Genomic DNA, 22899 nt, shown 5'->3' on the forward strand with positions numbered 1-22899 from the left:
GGGTTGAGCTCGACAAGATCAAGCAATTGCTCATTGGTCTACAGAGAAAGCCAAGCACATTATATCCATCGAGATGGTCCAGCTTCAGGCCCGTTCTCGCGCACGGCCGTCGGCCAAACCGTCGGCGATTGCCTTAGGCTGACTGCCGCGTTCGGCCTGCCGGTGAGCCATGCCGAGATTGCCACTTTCGGCAGAACCACGGCGCTGGTGATCGAGCGCCTTGCGGTGGACCCAGGATGGCCGCTTGTTCCGGCTACCGCAGGAGGACTGCTGTCAGGCGCTGTCTGCTTGCCGCTACGCAAGTATCCGGGCGCGGCGGCCGGCAGGGTGGAGCTTCTTGATCTGCCAAAAAGACAGCGATGTCCCTTCCGAGGACCAGGCGATTCTGCTGAGGGCGCAGATTCTCTTTTGGCCGATCGGCGCAACGCATGCAGATGAAGCTTGTGACGTCGGTAGGGACATACAACTCCTACAGGATTGCCGGCGTACAGGGGCGGCATTTCGTGCAGACCCGCGAAACAGCGGGCGTAGCGAAAAGGCTCGTTCGGGATTCTATGGAAGCTATGGCAACTACCGCCAAAGCTGCTCTCGACAAGATCGAAAGCAAGCTGCACACGGGATTTCTCGGATCGATTCATACGTCGGTAAAAGCTGCCCGTCATGCAGCGCCTGGGTTCATTGAGAGTGCAATACCGGACAACCACGGTTGCTGCCGCCGGCCGACTAGGGGATGCCGCCGATGCCTTGTCACCTGCGCATTGCGGATCATGCGTTCCATGACGCACCGGCTCCCTCGTTCGGAAGTGAATTGCCGTCACGCATTGCCGGACATCTCCTACACTGCTTGGTCTTTGCCATATCGCTGCGAATTGACGAAGCCGGCACGCCCGACATCACCAACACGGCCGTCGACCGAACGCTGCTGCAAACAAGAGCTGTCAACAGACAAAAAGCGAACCCGCGCATTTTCGGGACATGTGCCTTCACAAAGCCCGATGTGCCGAACCGAGCAGCCGGGGAACAGCGAGGCCTCCGGCAAACCCTCCTGGCCGAGCAGGAGGGTGCCTCCACCTCTTCGATGCGCGCGGCCATACGCAGGAATGCGTGCGGCCAGACACCAAAGCGCGTGCATCTACCTCGTGGAACGAGCAAGGATCGACAAGATTGTCTCTCAGGGTGTTGTAGAGCGCTGCGCTATCACGGCACGCGCGCGTGCGAGCCGGCACTCACGGCTTCTCCGATCACCGGCAAGCACATCCTCCCGGAATAAGACCACGAGCAGCGCATCGAATACGTGCACTTGAACGAGGAAGGCGGGCGGCCGGCTCCACAGGTGCATTCTGCGCTCCCGCCGAAGCCAAGCCGTGCCAGGGAGCGGCACGGCACGTTCTTGGATTGATGTCGTGGTTTTGCGCAACAGAAGGCAGGTCAGCAATGCGAGGACGGCCCATACCAGGGCGCGCTCCTGAGCTTCTACAATTGCGCCGACACCTACCAGCCCTGGTAGCTCAGTTACTATCGATAGCCGCGTAGCATCATTGCCGCGGCAAGACCGGCTTCACAAGACCAGGCTTCAGAAGGCACAGGTGCCCCACAACAATTGCGCATCTTAAGACCTTCGCGCGAGATCATGATAGAATTACCGTGGGTCTTATCCTGATCTTGTATGAGCGATGAGAGGCGAGTTCACAGGCGTCAGGCGACGTCCAGCGATCCGTTTCGAGCAACGGCAATCCTCGAGGGTATCTGACGTTGGGTTGAGATCGAGTCTCCAACGGAGCGGCCGGATCAGGTCAACAAGCTCGTCGACCTCGTCGCCGCAGGCTATGGCGACTTGCCGGCAACTGTGGAACGTGTCGCGGGACGCGACGGCCGAGGGGATCACCTGATCGCACGCTCGTCCTGGGGCCAGGAGGCACCGGGTGTTCTGGCGCTGAGCCATCTCGATACCGTACACCCGATGGGCTTCATCGAGCGCCTGCCGTTCCGGATCGACGGCGACAGCGCGTTCGGTCCCGGCATCTACGACATGAAGGGCGGCGCGTATCTTGCGTATGATGCCTTCCGGCGGATCTGCGCCGATGATGCGCGCTCGCCGCTCGGCATCACCCCTCTCTACTCATCGGACGAGGAGATCGGCAGCCCGACCTCGCGGGCGCTGATCGAGGCCGAGGGCCGCAAGGTGTGCTGGTGAACGAGCCGGCGCGCGACGGCGGCAAGATCGTCACCGGACGCAAGGGCGTCGCGCGCTTCGACTTGCATATCAAGGGCGCACCGGCGCATGCCAGCACGCGCCCCGAGCACGGCCGCGGCGCGATCCGGGAACTCGGCCATGTGATCCTGGCGCTGGAGGCGATGAACGATCTCAAGCGCGGCATCACCGTCAATGTCGGCGTCGTCCGCGGCGGCACCAAGCCGAACGTGATCGCCGAGGAGGCCTATGCGGAAGTCGATCTGCGCGTGCCGACCATCGCCGACGCCGACGAGCTGGTGCCGAAGATGCTCGGAATCACCGCGCGCACCGAGGGCGTCACCGTGAAGGTGACCGGCGAACTGAACCGTCCGCCCTACGAGAAGAGCAACGCCGGCGCAGCACTTTACGAACACGCCGGGGAGCTTGCCGCCGAACTCGGCTTCGAGCTGCTCGATGTATTCACCGGCGGCGGCTCCGACGGCAATTTCACAGCGCCGCATACCGCGACCCTCGACGGCGTCGACGGCAAGGGCGCGCATACCCATTACCAACTCTACATCTCCTCGATTGAGCCGCGCGCCCGACTCCTCTATCGCCTTATCAGCCACTGCAATAATTTCGACCAGCCGCCGGCCGCGACCGCGGCGTACGCCGGATCGGGGACACGCTCCGATATTCGCGCGGCACGCCTCGAATGGCGCAATGGGTCACATAAATCCCTTCCTGTCAGGCCGACCTGATCGAACACCATCCGGATCTCGCATTGGGCACTGAGGCTTCGGTGCCCATCCGACTGATTTCATGACTACCGCACGGCCGGATGTCCGGCCGCGAAATTGACTGCGACTAGAGCGGGTAGCTGCCGCGCAGGCACGAACCTTTCCGGCCGGAGCTCGTCCGCCCGAACCTTGTTGTCAACTGGGGTGGCATTGTGACGCACATCGAGACACAGAATGATTCAGCAACAACACTGTACGCGGCGTTTTGCGAGCAGACCTTGGCGCTTAGGCACGTGCATACAGGCTGCCAAGAGAACTTGAACCGGACGTAGCGTTAAATTGTACAATCTTAGGAAGGCACGGGTCTTCATCTGCCGTCCGGACTGTGAAGGATTTCGAATGTCTCACATGGGCATAGCCACGCCGCAATGCTTGGGCGAGATCCTGGTCCGCGACAGCCGACCGCTCGAGATGTCTATGCGTTGCGTGTTGATCGCGGCGCCGCGGCTAGCAGGCGGTTGTGAAGGGGCTGCCATCCCACAGCGATACCGTTCAGCTGTCCTAAGCCGCATCACCGCAGAGTGGCCGAGATCAGAGAAGATCAACTTAGACCTCGCTTCAAAGACAATCAAAGCGGCGAGCCAGCTTCTCGCACCGCCTACAGCGCTTTTGGGCGGTCCCAGCGCGCAAGCGTGCGACAGTGCGCGCGACTACGGCGACCTGCAAAGCTCTTGCGTTGCAACGCCTCGCTCGGTGTAACCGGCGCGACATCAGAAGAGATAGCCTGGCATTCAGGAGCAGCAAGTTGAACGAGCCCGATGACGTCAAAAGGTTCTGTTAGTTGTGGAATCTCAACAGGTCGTCCATCGGAAGGCCGAGGCGGCTGATGGGCGGTTTGGCTTGCAGACTACCGTGGGGGCGATGCCAGTTGTAGTGATGAAGCCAGATTGGCAGGTTTTTGGCCCGCAGGTCTGAGGTGTCGTAGGCGCGAACGTAGGCCCACTCGCGGAGCGCGGTCTGGATGAAGCGTTCAGCCTTGCCGTTGGTTTGCGGTCTGTAGGGTCTGGTGAAGATGTGCTTGAGGCCGAGCTTCCTGCACGCTCTGGCGAAGGCCTTGGCGCGGTAGCAGGAGCCGTTGTCGGTCATGATGCCGGTGACCTTCATGCCGAGGCTGCGGTAGTAGGTGACAGCCTCCTTGAGGAAGGCGATGGCACTCTCCTTTTTCTGATCCCGCCGGATCTGGGAGAAGGCCAAGCGCGATGTATCGTCGATCGCTACGTGGACGAACTCGTGGCCGGCGCCGCGGCTTTCGCCCTTCTGGCGATCGTGGGTGATGCGGTGGCCTGGTCTTACGAACCTGCCGAGCTTCTTAATGTCGATATGGATGAGCTCGCCGGGCTGCTCGCGCTCATACCGGCGCACCGGCTCCGCAGGCTCCAGATCGCGTAGCCGGCTTAATCCCAAGCGACGAAGGATGCGGCTGACAGTGGCCGGCGACACCGCGACCTCGGCTGCGATCTGCTTGCCGGTGTGGCGCCGCCGGCGCAACGTCTCGACGGCGGCGCGCGTGGCAGGCGGGGTTTGGCTTGGCGATGAATGAGGTCGCGACGAGCGGTCGCGCAAACCATCGACACCTTCTGCGCGGAACCGCTTGACCCACTTGGCCACCGTTTTCGGTGTCGTGTTAAACTGATCCACCGCGGCGGCCTGGCTCAACCCGCCCTCGACCACGCCCCGCACCATCGCCTCTCGACCTTTGGGCGTCAAAGGCGCATTCTTGTGGACGTTCATCCGGTCTCTCCTTGAAACGCTGAAGCTTCGCAACCTCAGCTTCCTCGGTTCAGACCAGATGGACAACCTCCTGAGACACCAAAGCTAGTCGACCACATTGAAGGCCAATGCCGGGCCTTTATCGGCTTCAAAGATGAAGACCCTAGGTGTTTAGTCCCGGCATTTGCTGGAGCGGATTGAGGGTGAATCGTTCGGGCTCTTTTGTCCAGGCTTTGCAGATATATTCGTAGGGCGTGAGGCCCTTCAGGGTCTTCAGCCGCCGAGCCTAGTTGTAGGCGGTGATGAAGTCGGTAAGGTGAGCTTCGAGCTGATCGTGTCGATCGTAATGATAGCGTTGGACGGTCGCTTCCTTGATCGTGCGGTTCATGCGCTCGACCTGCCCATTGGTCCAGGGATGCTTGATCTTGGTCAGCCGATGTTCGATGCCATTCTCTTGGCAGCGCATATCGAACATATGTGTCACGTATCTTGCCGTCGGGCCGTCCGCGTAGCGCGGCAAGAAGGTGAACTGGATCCCATTGTCGGTGAGAACCGTATGGATCTTGTAGGGGACAGCCGCGATCAGAGCTTCGAGGAAGGCCGAGGCGGAGGTCCTTCCCGTCTTCCTAGCCAGTTGTACGAAGGCGAACTTGCTGGTGCGACCGATTGCGACGTAGAGGTAGAGCTTGCCTTCGGCGGTCTGGAGCTCAGCGATGTCGATGTGGAAATAGCCGATCGGATAAGCCTTGAACTTTTTCTTCGAAGGCTTGCCGCCTTCAACCTACGGCAATCGGCTGATGCCGTGGCGTTGGAGGCAGCGATGCAGGGACGACCGCGTCAGATGCGGGATGGTCGGCTGCAGGGCATAGAGGCAACCGTCGAGCGGCAGCAGTGTATGCCGCCGGAAAGCGACGATGACCGCCTCCTCCTCGATGGAAAGGACTGTCGAGTTGGCTTCCTTGGGGCCTGTCGAACGATCGGCGACGTCTCGCGCTGCTTCCACTTCGCGACAGTCTTCTGGTTGATCCCGTAGCGCTTGGCGAGTGCTCTCAGGCTCTCTTGACTATTTTGTATTGCTCGACGGACTGCCTCCGTCGTGGTGGCGCAGCCGTGTAAAACTTGTCCCATAGCGCATCCTTCGAATCGTGCGACAAGAATGCACCATCAAAGCTTGGGACTAAACACCTAGAGCGGCCTTTATGTGCGGCGAGCCCGTATACCAAAGACCGGGCAGGAAACCGTCATCGTGGTGCGCCTATCACCACCGCCAGATGCACGCAAGCGCTGTCGAGCAGAACCGAGCAGGTGATCGCGTGCCTGAGATCTCTCAGGCAATATCCATTGTTCCCACTCCATGACAACCATCGAGAATAGCGTTGTCCTGCTGAGTCCGCATGATCATACCCGCAAAGGCCACGCGAAGCATGTCATCGAGGGTTAGACGTTTCCGACCTCCCACTGAACTGCATCGGGACACGCGCATGCGCCGACCGAACCACACGGAGATGCACCTCGTCTGCAAAATAATGAGCCTATCAATAAGCGACGTGCGTGGCTCTATCCAGTTGTTTGATCGCACCGGTGACATTAGACGCCGCGAGGCAGATTAGATGATTTTTAAGTCCATGACCGCAAGAAGAACTGACCCATCTCCGGCCGGAAGAACGTTGGTGCCTCGGATCCTAATCATGAATGCTGGGACGGCTCAAATGTCGGGCGCTGATCTGACAGCAGCTCAACTTTCGCTCGCCGCCAACCCGGCTTGCCGTTCAGCGTGGTTTGCTCAGGAGGGAGACCTCTAGTTTCCCCGGTAGCTATCCCAGCCGATCTGCTATCCTTCATCGGCGCGACGCTCAATATCGACGCCTCGAGCCTGTCGCAGCTTGTGCCTGGAGGCGCTCGCAAAGCACCGGTCCTTGATGATTGCACTCTGCTGTCCGAAGCGCTCGTAAAGCGAATTAGCAACTCCGCATTCGTCAGAAATCCTCTTGGAGAATCTATCCCTGCTACTTCAGTGAAGGTTTGCACGCTTGGCGGATGTGCTATGTGTCGCGCAGCCGGGAGACGACTTCGCTCTGCAGCGCGGTCCTGATCTATTGAATCGCAAGAGCCACTTCCGACAATTGGCGACGTGTGTTGGCCTTCTGTTGCCCAACGGACGCGTCACGACGAACCCAGACGAACTATTCAGAGCGGTCACCTCCCTGAGCTCTGAGACCGGCAGCGTAATTGTTAAGTTGGACAATGGAACCGGTGGGTTTAGAAATGTCATCTTGACCGGCGAGGAGAGCAGTCCACTACCTAGGGAGCTATCGCCAAATTTTGGTGACGGCGCGGCCGGTCAGGCGGCGGCGGTTATGGGCTGACGGTCAGTCGGTTTGGCGATGACCTCGATCCCGTCGTTGAATGTCACACCGAGAACGAGTTTTGGCAACTGGTTGTGGCCATCGAGACGACGCCGGCTTTTCTGCGCGGCCTCAAGCAGTTTGAAGACCATCGCGAGCGCCGTTCTGTTGGAGAGGCAGCCCTTCGATCGGATCGTGCGGTGGCGCACGGTAGCGAAGGTGCTTTCAATGGGATTGGTGGTCCGCAGGTGTTTCCAGTGTTCGGCCGGGAAGTCGTAGAACGCCAGTAGCGTGTCCCGATCCTTGCTCAGGCAGTCGGCCGCCTTCTCGTATTTGGGCGTATAGCTCTCGATGAAGGCGTCGAACGCCAGCTCGGCGGCGGCCTTGGTTTCGGCCATCCAGCTCTCCTGCAACGCGCGTTTGGCTTTAGGCTGCTGGCTCTTCGGCAACTTGGCGATCACGTTGGCGGTCTTGTGTACCCAGCAGCGCTGCTCGCGCGTTTTCGGCCAGACCTCGCCGGCGGCCTTCCAGAACCCGAGCGCGCCGTCGGCGGTCGGCGATGGTGAGCCGCGGCGGCACGCCGAGCCCGCGCCGCTTCAGGTCGAGCAGCAGATCGCGCCAGTCCTGCGCGCTCTCGCGGGCGCCATCGGTGAAGCCGACCAGTTCCTTGCAGCCTTCCGGCGTCGCGCCGATCAGCACCACGATGCACTGCTTTTCGGTAAGCGCGAATTTCTCCGCACCTTTTGCTTTTGAGAGTCCTGATGCATGAGGTGTCCACCAAAATAGGTGGACACCTTGTGATGAGCGACGATGATCAGAAACTGCGGGTCAGGCTTGTCGGCCGGAACGGTCGCCGGCGCTACGAGGCGGCATCGAAAGAGCGTCTTGTCGCGGCCTGCCTTGAGCCTGGGGTTTCGGTATCGAGGCTTGCACTCGAACATGGGGTCAACGCGAACCTCCTTCGGAAGTGGATCAAGAAGCACAGCGCGACCAGGTCGCTGCCGCCGTCCTCACGCCCGGCGTTCATCCCGGTTCAGCTTGAGGGGAAGTCCGAGCGGGACCTGTCGCGAAAAGACAGCGTGGCGACGGTTGATTTGCCGGCTTACGATGAAGTGCGTGGTTCGGAACCCAAAGGGACTCCAGCTTTTTGTTCTCCGGCCAAAGTGAGCGTGTCGCTGCCGAATGGCGTGAAGCTCGCGCTGGAATGCGGCGATGTGGATGCATTGACGGCGATCATCGGAGCGCTGGGCGATGTTTAGACTGGGCGATGACCTGCAGGTCTATCTGCACCGTGAGCCGATCGACTTCCGGGCTGGCATCAACAGCCTTGCGGTCCTGGTCCAGGAGACGATGGCGCTCGATCCATTCACTCCGGCGGTTTTTGCGTTCTGCAATCGCCGTTGCGACCGGATGAAGCTTCTGTTCTTCGATCGGTCCGGCTTTGTACTGGTCCTGAAGCGGCTGACCGAAGACAGGTTCCGATGGCCGCGCCGCCAGGAGGCGATCGTCACGCTGACGACGGAGCAATTGCACTGGATCCTTGACGGCATCGATATCGATGCGATGGTCCGCCATCCGGTGCGGCAATATCAGGTTGCCGGCTGAGCTCTCGAGTTGAGCGGTTGACGCGTCGGTACGGTTCAGATTCAAGAATTCGATGAATCGAACCGGCGATCCGAGTGTTGAAGTGCTGTTGGCACGCATTGCTGCGCTGCAGGCGGAGAACCATCAACTCGCCGACCGCGTCGCCAAGCTCGAGGAAGAACTGGCGCTGGCACGCCTGCATCGTTTTGCGCCGCGCAGCGAAAAGCATGTTGATCGTCTCTTCAATGAAGCCGAGCAGGCCTCCGATGAGGAGGACGCCGGCAGTGAAACGAACAATATCGCCGAACTTCCGGACACGGGCTTGCCACCCGTCGAAAACACAATGGGAAAGAAGCGCGGCCGCAAGCCGCTGCCGGGGAACCTACCTCGTGAGCGCGTCGAGTATGACCTGTCCGACGATCAGAAGGCGTGTCCTTGCTGCCGTGGCCAGATGCATCGCATGGGCGAGGCTGTCACCGAGCAACTTCATATCGAGGTGAAGGCGAAGGTTTTACAGAATGTGCGCTTCAAATATGCGTGCCGCCATTGCGATCGCACCGGGATCCACGCCCCTGTCGTGACCGCGCCGATGCCGCCGCAACCATTGCCGGGCAGCGTTGCCACGCCCTCGACGCTGGCGTTCGCGCTGGTTCACAAATATGTCGATGGCACGCCGCTCTACCGCCTGGCGCAGGCCTTCGAACGTGCAGGTGTTCCTGTCAGCCGCGGCGCTTTGGGCCACTGGGTGATTGGCTCGAGCGAGAAGCATCTGCATCGCATCTACGACGCCCTGAAGCTGCGGCTCAGATCACAACCTCTCATCCATGGCGACGAGACAACGGTTCAGGTCCTCAAGGAGAAGGACAAACGGGCCACCAGCACATCGTACATGTGGGCTTATCGCAGCGGCAAGGGCAGCCACGAGCCGATCGTTCTTCTGGATTATCAGCCGGGCCGCGGCCAAATCCACCCGCAAGCCTTCCTCGGCGATTACCGTGGCATTGTAATGAGTGACGGCTATACCGCATGGCGCACGCTGGAAGGGGCCACCCACATTGGATGCATGGCCCACTCCCGGCGGCGCTTTGTCGATGCCCTCAAAGCCAGGAAGAAGGGCGGCGGTCCGCCCGAGCAAGCGCTGCGGTTCTTTGAACAGCTCTACCGGGTTGAAAGGCGGGCGTGGGACGGAATACCGGAGAAGGGTGAAACACAGGCCTACTGCATTCGCCGCTTCCGCCAGCAACATAGTGTCCCCATCCTCAATGCTCTCAAAGTATGGCTCGATGACATGGCCCCGAAGGTCTTGCCTGACAGCAAGCTCGGCGACGCCGTATCCTACACCCGAAACCAATGGGAATATCTGACGCGCTACACCGGGGACGGCAGCATGCCGATTGACAACAATCTTCTGGAGCGCGACATCAGGGTTTTTGCAACTGGCAGGAAGAGTTGGTTGTTCAGCGATACCGTGGACGGAGCCAAGGCCAGTGCCGTCGTCTATAGCCTGATGCTGACCTGCCGCGCCTCACGTGTCGAGCCGTTAGCGTGGTTGCGCCACGTCCTCACCGAATTGCCTCAGCGCGCCGGCGACGCCGATATTACAGACCTGCTGCCCTTCAACTTCCACAAAGCCGCCACTGCCTGAACGGCTCGGTATCGCCCGATACCAGGGCAATCCATCAAAACCGCCGGCGTGCGAAGAAAATCGCGCTTACGCTTTTCGTCTTCGAGGCGTGCTTGGAGATGGATGCCATCGGCCCAGATGTAGACGTAGCGCTTCGCCGACAGATCGCGCCTCTGCCACGCGGTGTGTTCGTCAAGCCAACCGTCCTTCAGACGGCCGATGCCGACAACCCGGCAGCATCCTTGCCGAGCAGCGCCGCCAGAGCCTCGGAGAAGTCGCCGGTGGAGATACCCTTCAGGTAAAGGATCGGCAGCAGCGTCTCGATCGATTTCGAGCGGCGCATGTAGGGCGGCAGGATCGACGGAGAGAACCGGATGCGGTCAGGATCGGTAGCCTCCGCCTCGCGATCGCGTACACGCGGCTGGCGGACGCCGACCGGACCGATACCATCCATCACCTCGCGTTCCGGCAGGTGACCGTGGCGCACGACGCGCTGGTGGCCGTCCGCAGTCCTCAAATCGGCATGCTTGCCGAGAAAGTCCGCGACCTCGGCCTCGACCGCCTGGGCCAACAGAGCACGCGCCCCATTGCGCAAGATTTCGGTGAGTTGATCGTCGACGTTTCCTGGCTGAATCAACTTGATGATGTTATCTTTGGACACGGCATATCGCTCCTTCGGTGGAGAAGTGGAGGCGTCAAGCACCCCCACGATATGCCGCCTTCCCGATTCCCGCCGTCACCAACTTTCAGCGATAGCTCCTACCTAGGGCAAGAGATACGCAGTAAGCGGGGCTGCGAGGCCCCATCAGATTGTTTGTGCGTAGACCTGTGAGCGCCGTTAGAAGAGTCATCTTCTGCAAGGGTGCTCACAATGGACGACCATTCGGACGACATAAGACGACCGTTGTCACCGCGCATAGAAGTGTACGCCGGCGGCGGCCGGAAACAGTGGCCAGATGATTTGAAGGCGCAGATTGTCGCGGACACCTGGCGCGTTGACGCTCGGGCCGAGCGGCATTATCGCTCGCGGCACTCGAGTTGCGAGGTTGTGGTGGCGTCTGTGGAAGGCGCAGTGATCGAGATTGCCAAAGGCGAGGTAGTCGTGCGTGCCGGCGTGGATATCGACGAAGCGTACTTGCAGCGGGTGATCCGCGCGGCCCGTTCGGCATGATCCCCTCTGGTGTGAAGGTGTTCCTCGCCAGCCATCCAGTCGACTTCCGCAAGGGTATCAATGGCCTTGTTGCGCTTGTGCGCGATGCCGGCTCAGATCCGTTCGACCGTGCGCTTGCCAAACGGCTGGCCGAGCAGCGAAATCGATGCGCTTATGCCATGGAACGCGGCCGCCTGACGGCCTCACCTTGCCGCGTACTTTCGGTCAGTTCGCATTCAGGGTAGAGGCAGCGTAGACGAAAGCCGTCGCCCGCCACGGACGAACAACTGACTGCGCGCCAGCGCTGGTTAGACCGTCTGGCTATGAGATATAAGAGTCCCCCCATGAACGAACCAGACGAATCCGACCTTTAGAAGGAGTCACGGCATTACCCATAAATTTGCGAACTTCGGTAAGTCGAACGAGAGCACCACACTCTTTGTTGGACGTTCGCTCTAAGTATGTTCGAACTAGGCTCGTCATCCAGTGGATCGTTGCCACTGTCTCAGCAGGCTGTTGTCATCCGAAAGACGGCAAACCCGGGCGTGGCTCCGCCTTTCTCCTTGAGCTCGTCAGCTTCTCGAAAGCCAACCTTCCTAGCATTCGCACCCGGTCTCTAGATGCCAATGCCGCCTATGCTGAACTAGGGTCCCCGCTGGGCGGATCTGCAGGAGACTTTGTTATTATAATCGAAAGGAGAGCTTTATGGATTCCAATCGGATAAGCGGTGGCGGCGCGCAAGGGTCCCCACCGGGGTACGTCCGGACACAGGAGGATCATGATCTATTTAGGCAGGCCGCGAATGAAGCCGGGTCATTATCATCTGCCGCGCTTGTATCGGCGCAGGCTCCGATTTGGAGTTCGAGCGCTCCATACGGAAGCTTTTCACGCGATGGCTACTCTTGGAACAACGACGTATGGGGTCCGCGCCCTGGGCCTCAGACGATTTCGGTGAGTGGCGTCAACCGGTGGAGCGTATGGTCGAACCAGCCTAATACGCCGGGCATCAAGAGCTATCCGCACGAGGCTTTTAGTATCGGGAAACCGCTCAGTTCAATCAACACTCTGAGCTCGAGCTTCAATCAGGAGGTTCCTACTGGCGGCGCCTGGGATGTCGCCTACGATATCTGGGACAGCTCAAACCAGCATGAGGTAATGCTCTGGACAAACTACACCGGAAACTCGGACGGGAGCGGCAACGTTAAGCCCATTTCATATCATTATGCCCCTTCCGGTGCGGCGATTCCGGTCTACAGCAATGTCAATGTAGGCGGAGCGACTTGGAACGTGTTTGAAGGTGAAGGCCCCGACGGTCACAAGGTCATCTCATTGCTGCGCACTTCGAAGACCAACAGCGGGACAGTGGACATCAAGAGTATCCTGCAGTGGATCAAATCGAAGGGGTACTTTGGCGACATAAACGTCGGTAGCGTCCAATACGGCGTCGAGATTACCTCGTCCCCGGGGGGAAAGAACTTCAATTTCAACAACTGGTCTGTGACCTCGAAGTGAAGATCCGTGTGCGGGCGGCAAGGTGAGCTGCGCTTATGCCAATGAGCCACGCTGGCTGACGGCCTAGCTTGCGCTTACCGTCTCGCTCGCGGCCGTAATGGACACATTCCCGCCGCACCAGCCTCTGATGAAATGTCGCGGACGTTCTGTACGCGTTCGGTGATGGCTTCGCTGGAAGGATCACTCGCGTCGACTGCTTGACGGCCGGCCCTCGCGGTCAAGGCCTCTAAAGCCCGTCTTATTCGTCAGAGGGCGCCTGAGAGGCTGGCGAGCGTGGTGTAAAGCGCTGATGCGGCGTAGGATTCGGTTGCAAAGCCAACCCCATCACCTTCAGCCGCGAACACCACGCCCGCCATGACCGATGATACGATTCTGCCCTTCTCGTTTCCAGCCGTTCACGCCAAGAAAGTCACAGCTGCCTTCGATGGCGGTCGGCTGACCTCGAACGGGGGCGTGATGCTTCTGGCGATGGCCGAGCGGCGTCTCGGCTTGGCCGACAATTTGGCCCGCGTGTTCCCGGATCGGCGCGATCCGACGCGGGTCGTGCACAGCCTTGTCGATATGTTCCGCGCGCGCATGTTCGCGATCTGCTGCGGCTACGAGGACGCCGACGACCTCGATCATCTGCGGTCCGATCCCGCATTCAAGCTGGCCTGCGGACGGCTGCCGGACACGGGTCGCGATCTGTGTTCCCAACCGACGCTGTCGCGGCTGGAGAATGCTCCGCGCCTTCGACGCATGGATGGATAGCTACCCGCGCGAGCCGGCATCCGTCACGCTCGACATCGATGATACCTGCGATGTCGTCCACGGCCATCAGCAGCTCTCGCTGTTCAACGCTCATTATGACGAACGCTGCTTCCTGCCGATCCACGTCTACGACACGGAGAAGAGCCGGCCCGTGGCGGTCGTGCTGCGGCCCGGCAAGACGCCGGGCGGCGTCGAGGTGCGTGCCCATCTGCGCCGCCTGATACGGCATATCCGGACGCGGTGGCACAACACGCGAATTACGTTCCGTGGCGACGGGCGCTATGCCCGGCCGGAGGCAATGGCGTGGTGCGAGACCAACGGCATCGACTACATCTTCGGTCTGTCCGGCACCAAGCCGCTCGCCAGAAAAGTCGACGAGGCCGCCGACGGCATCCGCACGCGACGCGCCATCGAGAACCTGCCGGTTCTGCGTGGCTATACCGAGACGCGCCACAAGGCAAAGTCCTGGGATCGCGAACGACGTACCGTCGCCCGTATTGAGGCAACGATGCTCGGCCTCGACATCCGTTTCGTCGTCACCAGCCTCGATGTCGGCTCGGCCGAGTGGATCTACGACAGCCTGTATTGCGCGCGCGGCCAAGCCGAGAATCTGAACAAGCTGCATAAGACGCAGCTCGCCTCCGATCGCACCAGCTGCCGTTCGGCGCTCGCCAATCAAGTCCGCCTCGTTCTCCACACCGCCGCTTATTGGCTGATGCTGACCGTGCGCGACGCGATTCCCAAAGCCCGGGAATTGGCCACAGCCGAGTTCGCGACGCTGCGTCTTCGTCTCTTGAAACTCGCTGCCCGTGTCGTCGAGACCACGAGCCGCATTCGCCTTGCGTTTGCCGCGGCATGTCCCGAAGCCGACCTGATCCGCGGCTTGCCAGGCGCGCTGCTGCCGCTCGGTCCTTGACCGGCGAGTCGTCCGCCCCCGTTCGCCCAACCTACACCTCAAGCGCGTTGCAAAGTACCGGTCGTCAGGCGGTGAAAAGCCGAAGACAATCCCGCGCGCCTCGTCAGAGCAGATGTGCGGCCACATCAATCGGACTAAAAACGCACTCTCACGAATAGGACCGGCTAAACAGCCTAATCGGGCAAACTTTCGAGAAGCTGACGAGGTCTGCGATCCCGGAAGGCGTGGACCTAATTTTCTGCGTCCCATTGCGCTGCCGCCCTCCGCGCTCGGACCCGAGTTCGACCTGGTCGATTCCAAGCGGCACGATCATGTTACCCCCAGCGGTCAACACGCAGCGTTTTCGGTTCAGCCGCTATCTGCGAAGGTGATGCGATGTATCGCCTTCGTCCGATTCGGACCCGAGCCGTCGCGAAGCAGCCGTTGTCTGCGGAGAGCGTAGTCGCAACAGTGTTGATGTCGATAATGCAAATCTGGATAGTGCGAATGCTTGTGGCGAAGCGGCGCGTGGAGATGCCGGTGCGAATGCGGCTCCGCTGCCGCGGCTTCAGCATGCAAATGCTGGTGGTGTTTGCGGCGGGTCAAGCGAAGTCACCCGATCCGGTGATGTCGATCCGGAAAGCCGGCCCCAAGCGTCAGTTCAGCGCCACTCCGGGCTTCCGCGCGGAAGAGTTCATTCCCGATATCTGCAAGGGATACTCTTCCTGAGCGGTGATGGAATTCGATGACAAGCGTCGGAACCGCTAAGACTTCATCGCGCGGAAAGGTGCCGCACGATGTTTTCATCGCGTCTTGTTTTTGAACGTGCAACCCTAGGCGGTGTGGACTCTAGGGATTCCTTTTAAGGAGCAAATCAGATTCAAAGCTGCTTTTGGGAGGCAATCTTTGGTGTGATGCAGTGGTTGGTTTTGAGCGATGCGGCGTGGGAGCGGATGGGCGCCGCTAATCATCGGTCGGCTTGACCAGAAGGGCTCAACGGGACGCGACAACCGGATGTTTGTGGAGGGCGTACTTTGGATCGTGCGCACAGGCTCTCCCTGGCGTGACCTTCCGGAGGCGTTCGGCGACTGGAACAGCGTGTTCCGGCGCTTTAGCCGGTGGAGCATCAAGCGAGTTTGGGCACGGATTTTCGAGGCGATGTCGGACGATCCGGACTTCGAATATCTGATCGTCGACTCCACCATCGTCCGGGCGCATCAGCACGCCGCCGGAGCGAAAAAAGGGGTCTGAAGATCAAGCGCTCGGACGCTCGCGCGGCGGCCTGAGCACCAAGATACTCTGGCCGTCCGAGGCCTGGGATGCCCGGTGCGATTCACGCTGACCGCAGGCCAGAAGGGCGACGCGCCGCAAGCTGCCGAACTGATCGAAGGATTGCCTGCCGAGGTCGTTATAGCTGATACGGCCGCCGATCATTTGCGCCAAGCCATCGCAGCCAAAGGGGCACTCGCCGTCATCCCCAACAACCCGTCGCGGGCACTCTAACATCCGCTCGACAAGCATCTCTATGCCCAGCGCCACCTCGTGGAATGCTGCTTCAGCAAACTCAAGCAGTTCCGTCGCGTCGCAACCCGCTTCGAAAAGACCGCCCGAAATTAGCTTGCCGTCGTCACTCTCGCAGCCATCGTTCTATGGATGCGACAAGTGTCCACGCCACCTAGTCTGAATGTGTCGATGAGCGAGCTGCCGGCCGGCAAGCCAATCTGGGCTTTTGGGAGTGCCGAATAGGAGCTCCTCCTAGAGAGAAGGGCTGAACGTATATCTTTTTAACCACAATGTCCACGCGGTAGCCAGCGGCGGGAATCTGGAAGTGCAACTTGGCGAGGCGAGTTGCCTCTCGCCGCTTATGCTCACCATGCTCGGCATCTCACCTCAAGATGCCCAGCATGCGTTTCGTTCGACGTCTGGCGAGCCATGAACAAGAAGCTGCTTGTGCGACGAAGACCCCAATAGAGAATTGTACAACCCGACGCTACGTCTGATACAAGTTTCTGCGAGCGCGCATGAAAACAATTCGGACTGGAGGTCAAAGCAATCGACGAGCCTCAATTCCGCCACGCTGCTTGTCTCATTGCCACAAGCATCATCACGGATGTACTGATGATGTTGGGGCGGACCCGGCGCACTTCCAACCCCGGCAAAGTGCGTCGGGGCGCCTTGGTTCGACGGCGTCTCGCCCTCGCCGAATTCGGGCAGAATGATCTGTCGAGTCCCTCTATGTTGCGGCGCGAATTGCGAGCTGTCGCCGTGCCCCCGATCACTTTGAACTATCGACAGGATCGATTTCGCCAAACTCGAGCAGATCGATGGCTCTGCATAGGTACAATGAGGACCTTCGAGCCAATCGCGCATGAGTTTCGCGCCCTTCAAGACAAGCGGGTGGTGTTCCTCGCGGATGCTGGATGCGATGGAGGCCGTTCAAGCGTATAATGCGTGAGCAGCAGCGCGAGCAGCTCGCTCCAGCGCAGAGAGCTGCAATTGGGCTGACTGATCTCGATTGATTCGTGCTGCGCCATTGTCGCGTTTCCTCCCGATGTCGCGATCGCTTCAATGTGCCTAAGGCGCGCGAACGCGTCGTCCGTCTTTCAAGCCATTGATTAGACGGATGGTTTCGCGTGGCCGGCAATTGGTCCGACGCTTGCTGTTCAGATGCCACGTCCTCTCCTTTCTGGAGATCTGTATGCAAAGTGTCGTCTGCATCAAGCGAGCCTCGCGCCTCCGCGCATGCAAAGTTGCGCCGCCGTCGCGGCCAACATTTGCGGGCACAACCCCTTCGCGCAGGACCTGCCCGACCTTCCCCGTCCGGCACGGGGCACTGATACTAGGCGGCTACCTTCTGCCTCGGGTAGTACCCCGTAAAGCTCATGGATCACCTCTTCGAGGCCGTCGAAAGGAGAGGACCAGTCACGGGCTAAGGGCGCCAGTTCGCTGGATTGGGAGAAAGAATAAGGTTGCTGTCGTTGTCACTGGCACGCAGAAGATCGATGGCAACACCGCGACGTTCGATCCTGGCGCCGCCAAACCGATCGGTGTGCTCTATCTCGCCTGGATCGCGCGGCGAAGCTTCATTCGGCAGGACATCGCTTTCATACGGCCCAGTCTGAGCAGAGCCGACGTTTTAGCCGCGGGCCTGCCCCCTCAACCCAGGGCGAGCTGGGCAATCGTCAGTGTGCCCATGCTTCACCAGATGAGCCGGACAGAACATATTGAGGGGGCATCGGCGCGGCGGTTGCCGCATGCGGTTCAACCTTTGATCAAGAATAGCGGCGGCACCTCGCAATGTTTGAAGGATGCGTCACGCGACCACAGCGGACGGGAGGGTGACAAGTTCGGCAATGGCAGATCTGGCGCAGCATCCGAGCGCTCCGGCCTTGACGAAGAGCAACCCAAGAGTTCAGGTCATGGAATGAAACTTGGCTCCGCCTGAAACAAGCGCAATCGAACACACCAACACCGATGGTGATGGGCGTCCTGAGGCGCCTATGGATCTTTTTAGCTTCACTGAATGCGCAAACCGGACACATTCTCTCAGAGCCCTGTTCGACCTTCTTGTAAGCTGTGCGAGCCAGGAGGGTTTTACTGAAGTTTCCTATGGATCTCTCAACTTCGTCGAGCCACTTCGGCTGGCGGACTACCCACCCCCGACCGTAGCCGTGAAATGGCCAATAGACTGGTGCGACCGCTATTTTAAACGCAAGTACCATACCATCGATCCGGTGGTCCGGCGCACTCCGCTGCTTTCGCGGCCTTATCTATGGGATCAGCTCGGCCAACAATATCAACTTCAGCCGGACGAAAGACGGGTGCTTGACGAGGCTAGAGAGGCAGGTCTGAAGCATGGTATGAGCGTGCCATTGTTTGGTCCGCTGGGCCGGGTATCTGTCGCCTCGTTTGCGTCTCCATCAGAGAATATTGATCCTCAGCATTGCATCAGTCACCTCAACGCTCTGGCTTGGCAATTTCACACTGCCTATGGTGAAATCGCGCGCCGCGCGGATGCTGACTGCGACAAGAAAGTTGCGCTGTCACAGCGGGAAACCAGCTGCATACGATGGGTGGCCGAGGGTAAATCGTCGTGGGAAATCGGAATGATCTTGCAAATCAGCGAGAATACTGTGAACTTTCATATTAAGAATGTGATGCGAAAGCTGGGCGCGACGAGTCGGATCCAGGCCGCCATCATGGCCGTTCGACTTAATGTCCTTTGATACCGGCTGAGAGCAAACGCCGGCTGTTTCACAACTTTCAATATGGCGCTTGCCACCGAAACTGCCGCGCAACGATCGATCGGGAAAAAGCGCATTGAAATCTGACGCTGCGTCAACTTCGGATCCGCTACGTTGCCAATATGTCGGATGAAAAGGCCCTTGAAAAGGTAATGCGTGCGGAACTGATGAGATCCCCAGACCCGCGGGGCGAGTACAGAAGCGGCTCGTCCAACGCTCCGCCTTTGAGACATCGCCGCATCGTATTGGTCGTGATGCCGACGCCCCCAACAACAACGTGTCGCTCGATGCATCACTCCAATGAGATCGCCTAGGTTTTTAGTCCCGGCATTTGCTGGAGCGGATTGAGGGTGAATCGTTCGGGCTCTTTTGTCCAGGCTTTGCAGATATATTCGTAGGGCGTGAGGCCCTTCAGGGTCTTCAGCCGCCGAGCCTAGTTGTAGGCGGTGATGAAGTCGGTAAGGTGAGCTTCGAGCTGATCGTGTCGATCGTAATGATAGCGTTGGACGGTCGCTTCCTTGATCGTGCGGTTCATGCGCTCGACCTGCCCATTGGTCCAGGGATGCTTGATCTTGGTCAGCCGATGTTCGATGCCATTCTCTTGGCAGCGCATATCGAACATATGTGTCACGTATCTTGCCGTCGGGCCGTCCGCGTAGCGCGGCAAGAAGGTGAACTGGATCCCATTGTCGGTGAGAACCGTATGGATCTTGTAGGGGACAGCCGCGATCAGAGCTTCGAGGAAGGCCGAGGCGGAGGTCCTTCCCGTCTTCCTAGCCAGTTGTACGAAGGCGAACTTGCTGGTGCGACCGATTGCGACGTAGAGGTAGAGCTTGCCTTCGGCGGTCTGGAGCTCAGCGATGTCGATGTGGAAATAGCCGATCGGATAAGCCTTGAACTTTTTCTTCGAAGGCTTGCCGCCTTCAACCTACGGCAATCGGCTGATGCCGTGGCGTTGGAGGCAGCGATGCAGGGACGACCGCGTCAGATGCGGGATGGTCGGCTGCAGGGCATAGAGGCAACCGTCGAGCGGCAGCAGTGTATGCCGCCGGAAAGCGACGATGACCGCCTCCTCCTCGATGGAAAGGACTGTCGAGTTGGCTTCCTTGGGGCCTGTCGAACGATCGGCGACGTCTCGCGCTGCTTCCACTTCGCGACAGTCTTCTGGTTGATCCCGTAGCGCTTGGCGAGTGCTCTCAGGCTCTCTTGACTATTTTGTATTGCTCGACGGACTGCCTCCGTCGTGGTGGCGCAGCCGTGTAAAACTTGTCCCATAGCGCATCCTTCGAATCGTGCGACAAGAATGCACCATCAAAGCCCGGGACTAAACACCTAGGGCAAGGTGGCCGCGCCAGTGGCCTACGTCGTCTGGAGCTGCTTGCGCTCAGTCGGCGAAAACCGGTGATCATCCCGGCATCTGGCTCATAAATTTGGTGGCGCCACGTACACCATTTGATGTTAGCTGCCATTTGAGTGACGTCGCGCAGTCCGTCGAGAGACCGAGCTCGGGATTCAGGAAAATTCGGCCGCGGCCGGGCCGCTGCAGAGAGCGCCTCCTGAAGAAAGAGCCCCGACCCAAGTCGAGGCTCTCGATTCACCGCGCTAGTGCGTAGAGATCATTATTTGCCAAGCACTGGGCTGAGCTTGTAATTGAGCCGCGCTGTGATCAGATCGACGTCCTGGTGGACGCGATCCACGCCGGCACCTGGGAAGGCTACATTGGTGCCCTGCATGAACAAACGGTCATACTCGACGCCGGCGGACCAGCTCGGCGTAAGACTGACTTCGACACCGGCGCCCAGCGCGCCACCCCAACGCACATTGCTGCTTTTGGCAATCTCCGTACCAGTCGCCACTGAGTCGATGTGGTAGGTGTTGCTGGTCACGGCGGCACCGCCCTTGGCGTAAAGCAGCACGGCATTGAATGCGTAGCCAATCTGGCCAGCAAGCAACCCGAACGCATCCGTCTTGGTGCGGAGGGTGTCGGCCGGGAAGGCGGTGCTGACATTGGAGCCGCTGAAGTCGGCCCAATTGCCCTGGCCCTCGATGCCGTAAACCATATTGAAGATCTGCCAACGATAGCCAATCTGGCCGCCGATCGAACCACCTGTCGAATTATGACAGCCCTCGGGAGTGGCGCCATTGAAGTTCCAGCAATTATGGCCAGCCCCCCAGCCGCCATTGATACCGATATAGTAGCCGGTCCAGTCAGTGATCGGGGCCGCGATGGGCATCGGCGGCGCCTTTATATTGACGGGCTGCACGGCGAAGTCCGCGCCAAGCGCCGGTGCCGCTGCACTGAGCGCGACAATGCTTGCAGTCAGAATCAGAAAACTCTTCATTTCGAGTGTCGTTCCTTTCGGTGCCCCCCGGCGCTGTGCGTCTTAACAACATCGACGCCGATTGCTGTAACTGCAGGACAACAATCCTTCGGGAGAAATGCGTCGAACCGCACGCAGCGTCAGATTGTGGAGCGTGCAAGGACGTCACGCGCACCCGTCAGCGAAATGGCCGAATCTCGCTGGAGCTCACACGCAAAATACGCCAATGGAAAATCGGATCAGTCAACGTTGGAAGACGTGAGGCATTATGGTGCAGCGTGCTCCTTGGGACTGCGGTTTCGCATCGCGGTGCGCCGTGATATGGGGTGTAAGCTCCCCGTCAAGAACCAGCGCGAGAGCCGAGCTGCGTAAGTCCTGCCGGTGCGTGATGAGCTGCTTGGCGAGTGCTCTCAGGCGGGCCGCGCTTTATCAAGCCGTTGAGGATCACCCGATCGCAGGGCACGTGCGATCACAACGCGCGCGGCGTTGCGGCGCCTTCAGCGCGGCGAACGATATGAGTGGAGGAAGGTCAGATCGGTCACCATCGGCGTCGGCGTTCGTTCTTGGCTGAATGACGGGGCAAACCCGGCGAACCGGATCTCTCTTGCCAGTGGATGTGCGAGGAAGCCTATTGCGTGGTCGCATGCGCAAGCTCGGCGCGCAAATTGCGTATCGCCTCGTTTGCAAGATGGAGTGCATTGCGTTCGCCGTTCCTTACCGAGCTCGCTAGTAAATCGCGCAATCGGCGATGAAGGACGGACTTCAGATTGTGCGCTAGGATCGGATCACTCTCGACAAAGCGCCACGCCTTATCAAACGCCACACTCACGAGAGCCTCTGGCGCCCGGACCTGCTGGGATAAGTCGTGATCCATCTCAAACTCCACTGCAACGCCCTTCAAAGACAAATCAGTTTGCCCCAAACGAAACCGAGAGCATGTGGCTAGCGCTCAAATCGGTTTGCGATCTTGCTCGCGCATCGAGCTACGCTCGGCGCCATAATGGACATCATATAGATGCTTGTTGAAGTTCGGATGACCGAGCGTCGTAATGTCGATCAATTGGAATTGATCTCGGAGCGAGTGAAGCTAACAACGCAGTACAAGCGTCTCTAGCGGTACCGCTTGAGGTCCGCTAACGGTGCAAGGCGTTGCTTCAGGCGATCAAACTTCGCTCGCGCCAGTCGCAGCTTCAACACGACCATGGCGGTCGGGGTCGTCCACCATTTGCAGATCTCAAGCGAACAGCCTGGTCGTTTTCTGAGATGTCGGCTTCCGATCAAGCCCGGTATATTCCGGACAAGTGTTGTTGGTGTTGTGACATGTCTCGGGGCATTATCTTGCTCGCATTATGGATCTAAGCCCCGTACAAGCCGAACATGTTAGAAGAGGATGAAAAACGCCAGCGCCGATCGGGCCTTGAATTGATCCAGAGTGCGCCGGATCGGGTCCACGGGCGTGGTGTGGCGCGTTGAGGCGCTCGATCGGGTTGGTCGAGTGCAGGTTGGTTCGATGCTGGGGCAGGAACGTCATGTAGGCGAGCACATCGGTCTCGGCCTCGTCGAGGAAGCCAGCAAGCTTGAGCAGCTTGGGGTCGGCGACCTTCCGCCCACTGCGCTTGGGCGGTCTCGGCATCGTCCTGGGCAAAGGCGGTGGCGATGAAGGCGGAGACGACGCGCGGTCCGCTCTTGTCATTCGGCCTGCAATATTGACCCCCTAAGCCGGGGGATCGGCGTCCAAAATTGACCCCCTACAGATTGGTCTGTTGCGCTGCCTGCTTTGGAACGAAGCAG

General features: G+C 59.6%; 10 protein-coding genes and 8 pseudogenes. 11 read left to right on the forward strand and 7 right to left on the reverse strand.

Going from position 1 to position 22899, the window contains the following annotated elements; all coding sequences use genetic code 11:
- Positions 1 to 1762: 1762 nt before the first annotated feature.
- Positions 1763 to 2808: pseudogene (locus tag HAP47_RS35045) on the forward strand (M20 family metallopeptidase); the annotation flags it as partial.
- Positions 2809 to 3750: 942 nt separating this feature from the next.
- Here HAP47_RS35045 and HAP47_RS35050 read toward each other — a convergent pair.
- From HAP47_RS35050 to HAP47_RS35060, 3 genes and pseudogenes are all read right to left on the reverse strand, one after another.
- Complete coding sequence (locus HAP47_RS35050; protein WP_173640775.1) at positions 3751 to 4704, reverse strand: IS481 family transposase; 954 nt, start codon at positions 4702 to 4704, stop codon at positions 3751 to 3753.
- A 142-nt stretch (positions 4705 to 4846) separates the two neighbouring features.
- Positions 4847 to 5811, reverse strand: a pseudogene (locus tag HAP47_RS35055) (IS481 family transposase).
- 1213 nt (positions 5812 to 7024) lie between these two features.
- A pseudogene (locus HAP47_RS35060) lies at positions 7025 to 7745 on the reverse strand (IS256 family transposase); the annotation flags it as partial.
- A gap of 83 nt (positions 7746 to 7828) precedes the next feature.
- Here HAP47_RS35060 and tnpA point away from each other — a divergent pair.
- From tnpA to tnpC, 3 genes are read left to right on the forward strand one after another with little or no spacing between them, the layout of a single operon-like run.
- Positions 7829 to 8287, forward strand: coding sequence for an IS66-like element accessory protein TnpA (gene tnpA / locus HAP47_RS35065; RefSeq protein ID WP_166073826.1), 459 nt, complete (start codon positions 7829 to 7831; stop codon positions 8285 to 8287).
- Positions 8280 to 8633, forward strand: a complete 354-nt coding sequence (gene tnpB, locus HAP47_RS35070; RefSeq protein WP_166073804.1) for an IS66 family insertion sequence element accessory protein TnpB — start codon at positions 8280 to 8282, stop codon at positions 8631 to 8633. Before tnpA ends, tnpB (HAP47_RS35070) begins: the two co-directional genes overlap by 8 nt.
- Positions 8634 to 8685: 52 nt before the next feature.
- On the forward strand, positions 8686 to 10257 hold the full coding sequence (tnpC, locus tag HAP47_RS35075) for an IS66 family transposase (protein WP_166213725.1): 1572 nt from the start codon (positions 8686 to 8688) through the stop codon (positions 10255 to 10257).
- A 68-nt stretch (positions 10258 to 10325) separates the two neighbouring features.
- On the opposite strand, the pseudogene HAP47_RS35080 reads toward tnpC, so the two are convergent.
- A pseudogene (locus tag HAP47_RS35080) lies at positions 10326 to 10897 on the reverse strand (transposase); the annotation flags it as partial.
- A 210-nt stretch (positions 10898 to 11107) separates the two neighbouring features.
- Between HAP47_RS35080 and HAP47_RS35085 the strand changes: the two are divergent.
- From HAP47_RS35085 to HAP47_RS35110, 7 genes and pseudogenes are all read left to right on the forward strand, one after another.
- Positions 11108 to 11407: a hypothetical protein gene (locus tag HAP47_RS35085; RefSeq protein ID WP_166072566.1), complete on the forward strand. Its 300-nt coding sequence runs from the start codon at positions 11108 to 11110 to the stop codon at positions 11405 to 11407.
- Entirely contained in the window at positions 11404 to 11631 is a 228-nt protein-coding gene (tnpB, locus tag HAP47_RS41780) for an IS66 family insertion sequence element accessory protein TnpB (protein ID WP_166072579.1), read from the forward strand. Before HAP47_RS35085 ends, tnpB (HAP47_RS41780) begins: the two co-directional genes overlap by 4 nt.
- A gap of 460 nt (positions 11632 to 12091) precedes the next feature.
- Entirely contained in the window at positions 12092 to 12898 is an 807-nt protein-coding gene (locus HAP47_RS35090; RefSeq protein ID WP_173640774.1) for a glycoside hydrolase family 12 protein, read from the forward strand.
- A 354-nt stretch (positions 12899 to 13252) separates the two neighbouring features.
- Positions 13253 to 14564, forward strand: a pseudogene (locus tag HAP47_RS35095) (IS1380 family transposase).
- A 486-nt stretch (positions 14565 to 15050) separates the two neighbouring features.
- Positions 15051 to 15272, forward strand: coding sequence for a hypothetical protein (locus HAP47_RS41785; RefSeq protein ID WP_173640773.1), 222 nt, complete (start codon positions 15051 to 15053; stop codon positions 15270 to 15272).
- A gap of 185 nt (positions 15273 to 15457) precedes the next feature.
- A pseudogene (locus HAP47_RS35105) lies at positions 15458 to 16160 on the forward strand (IS5 family transposase).
- Between the two features lie 1883 nt (positions 16161 to 18043).
- The gene (locus HAP47_RS35110; protein WP_166106170.1) at positions 18044 to 18769 is read left to right on the forward strand and encodes a LuxR family transcriptional regulator; all 726 of its coding nucleotides are present in this window, start codon (positions 18044 to 18046) and stop codon (positions 18767 to 18769) included.
- A 328-nt stretch (positions 18770 to 19097) separates the two neighbouring features.
- On the opposite strand, the pseudogene HAP47_RS35115 reads toward HAP47_RS35110, so the two are convergent.
- From HAP47_RS35115 to HAP47_RS35125, 3 genes and pseudogenes are all read right to left on the reverse strand, one after another.
- Positions 19098 to 20062: pseudogene (locus HAP47_RS35115) on the reverse strand (IS481 family transposase).
- A gap of 344 nt (positions 20063 to 20406) precedes the next feature.
- Complete coding sequence (locus HAP47_RS35120; RefSeq protein ID WP_173643943.1) at positions 20407 to 21129, reverse strand: outer membrane protein; 723 nt, start codon at positions 21127 to 21129, stop codon at positions 20407 to 20409.
- A gap of 1447 nt (positions 21130 to 22576) precedes the next feature.
- A pseudogene (locus HAP47_RS35125) lies at positions 22577 to 22796 on the reverse strand (transposase); the annotation flags it as partial.
- Positions 22797 to 22899: the final 103 nt, after the last annotated feature.

The organism is Bradyrhizobium sp. 41S5 (assembly GCF_011516665.3).
GTDB classification, from domain to species: domain Bacteria; phylum Pseudomonadota; class Alphaproteobacteria; order Rhizobiales; family Xanthobacteraceae; genus Bradyrhizobium; species Bradyrhizobium quebecense.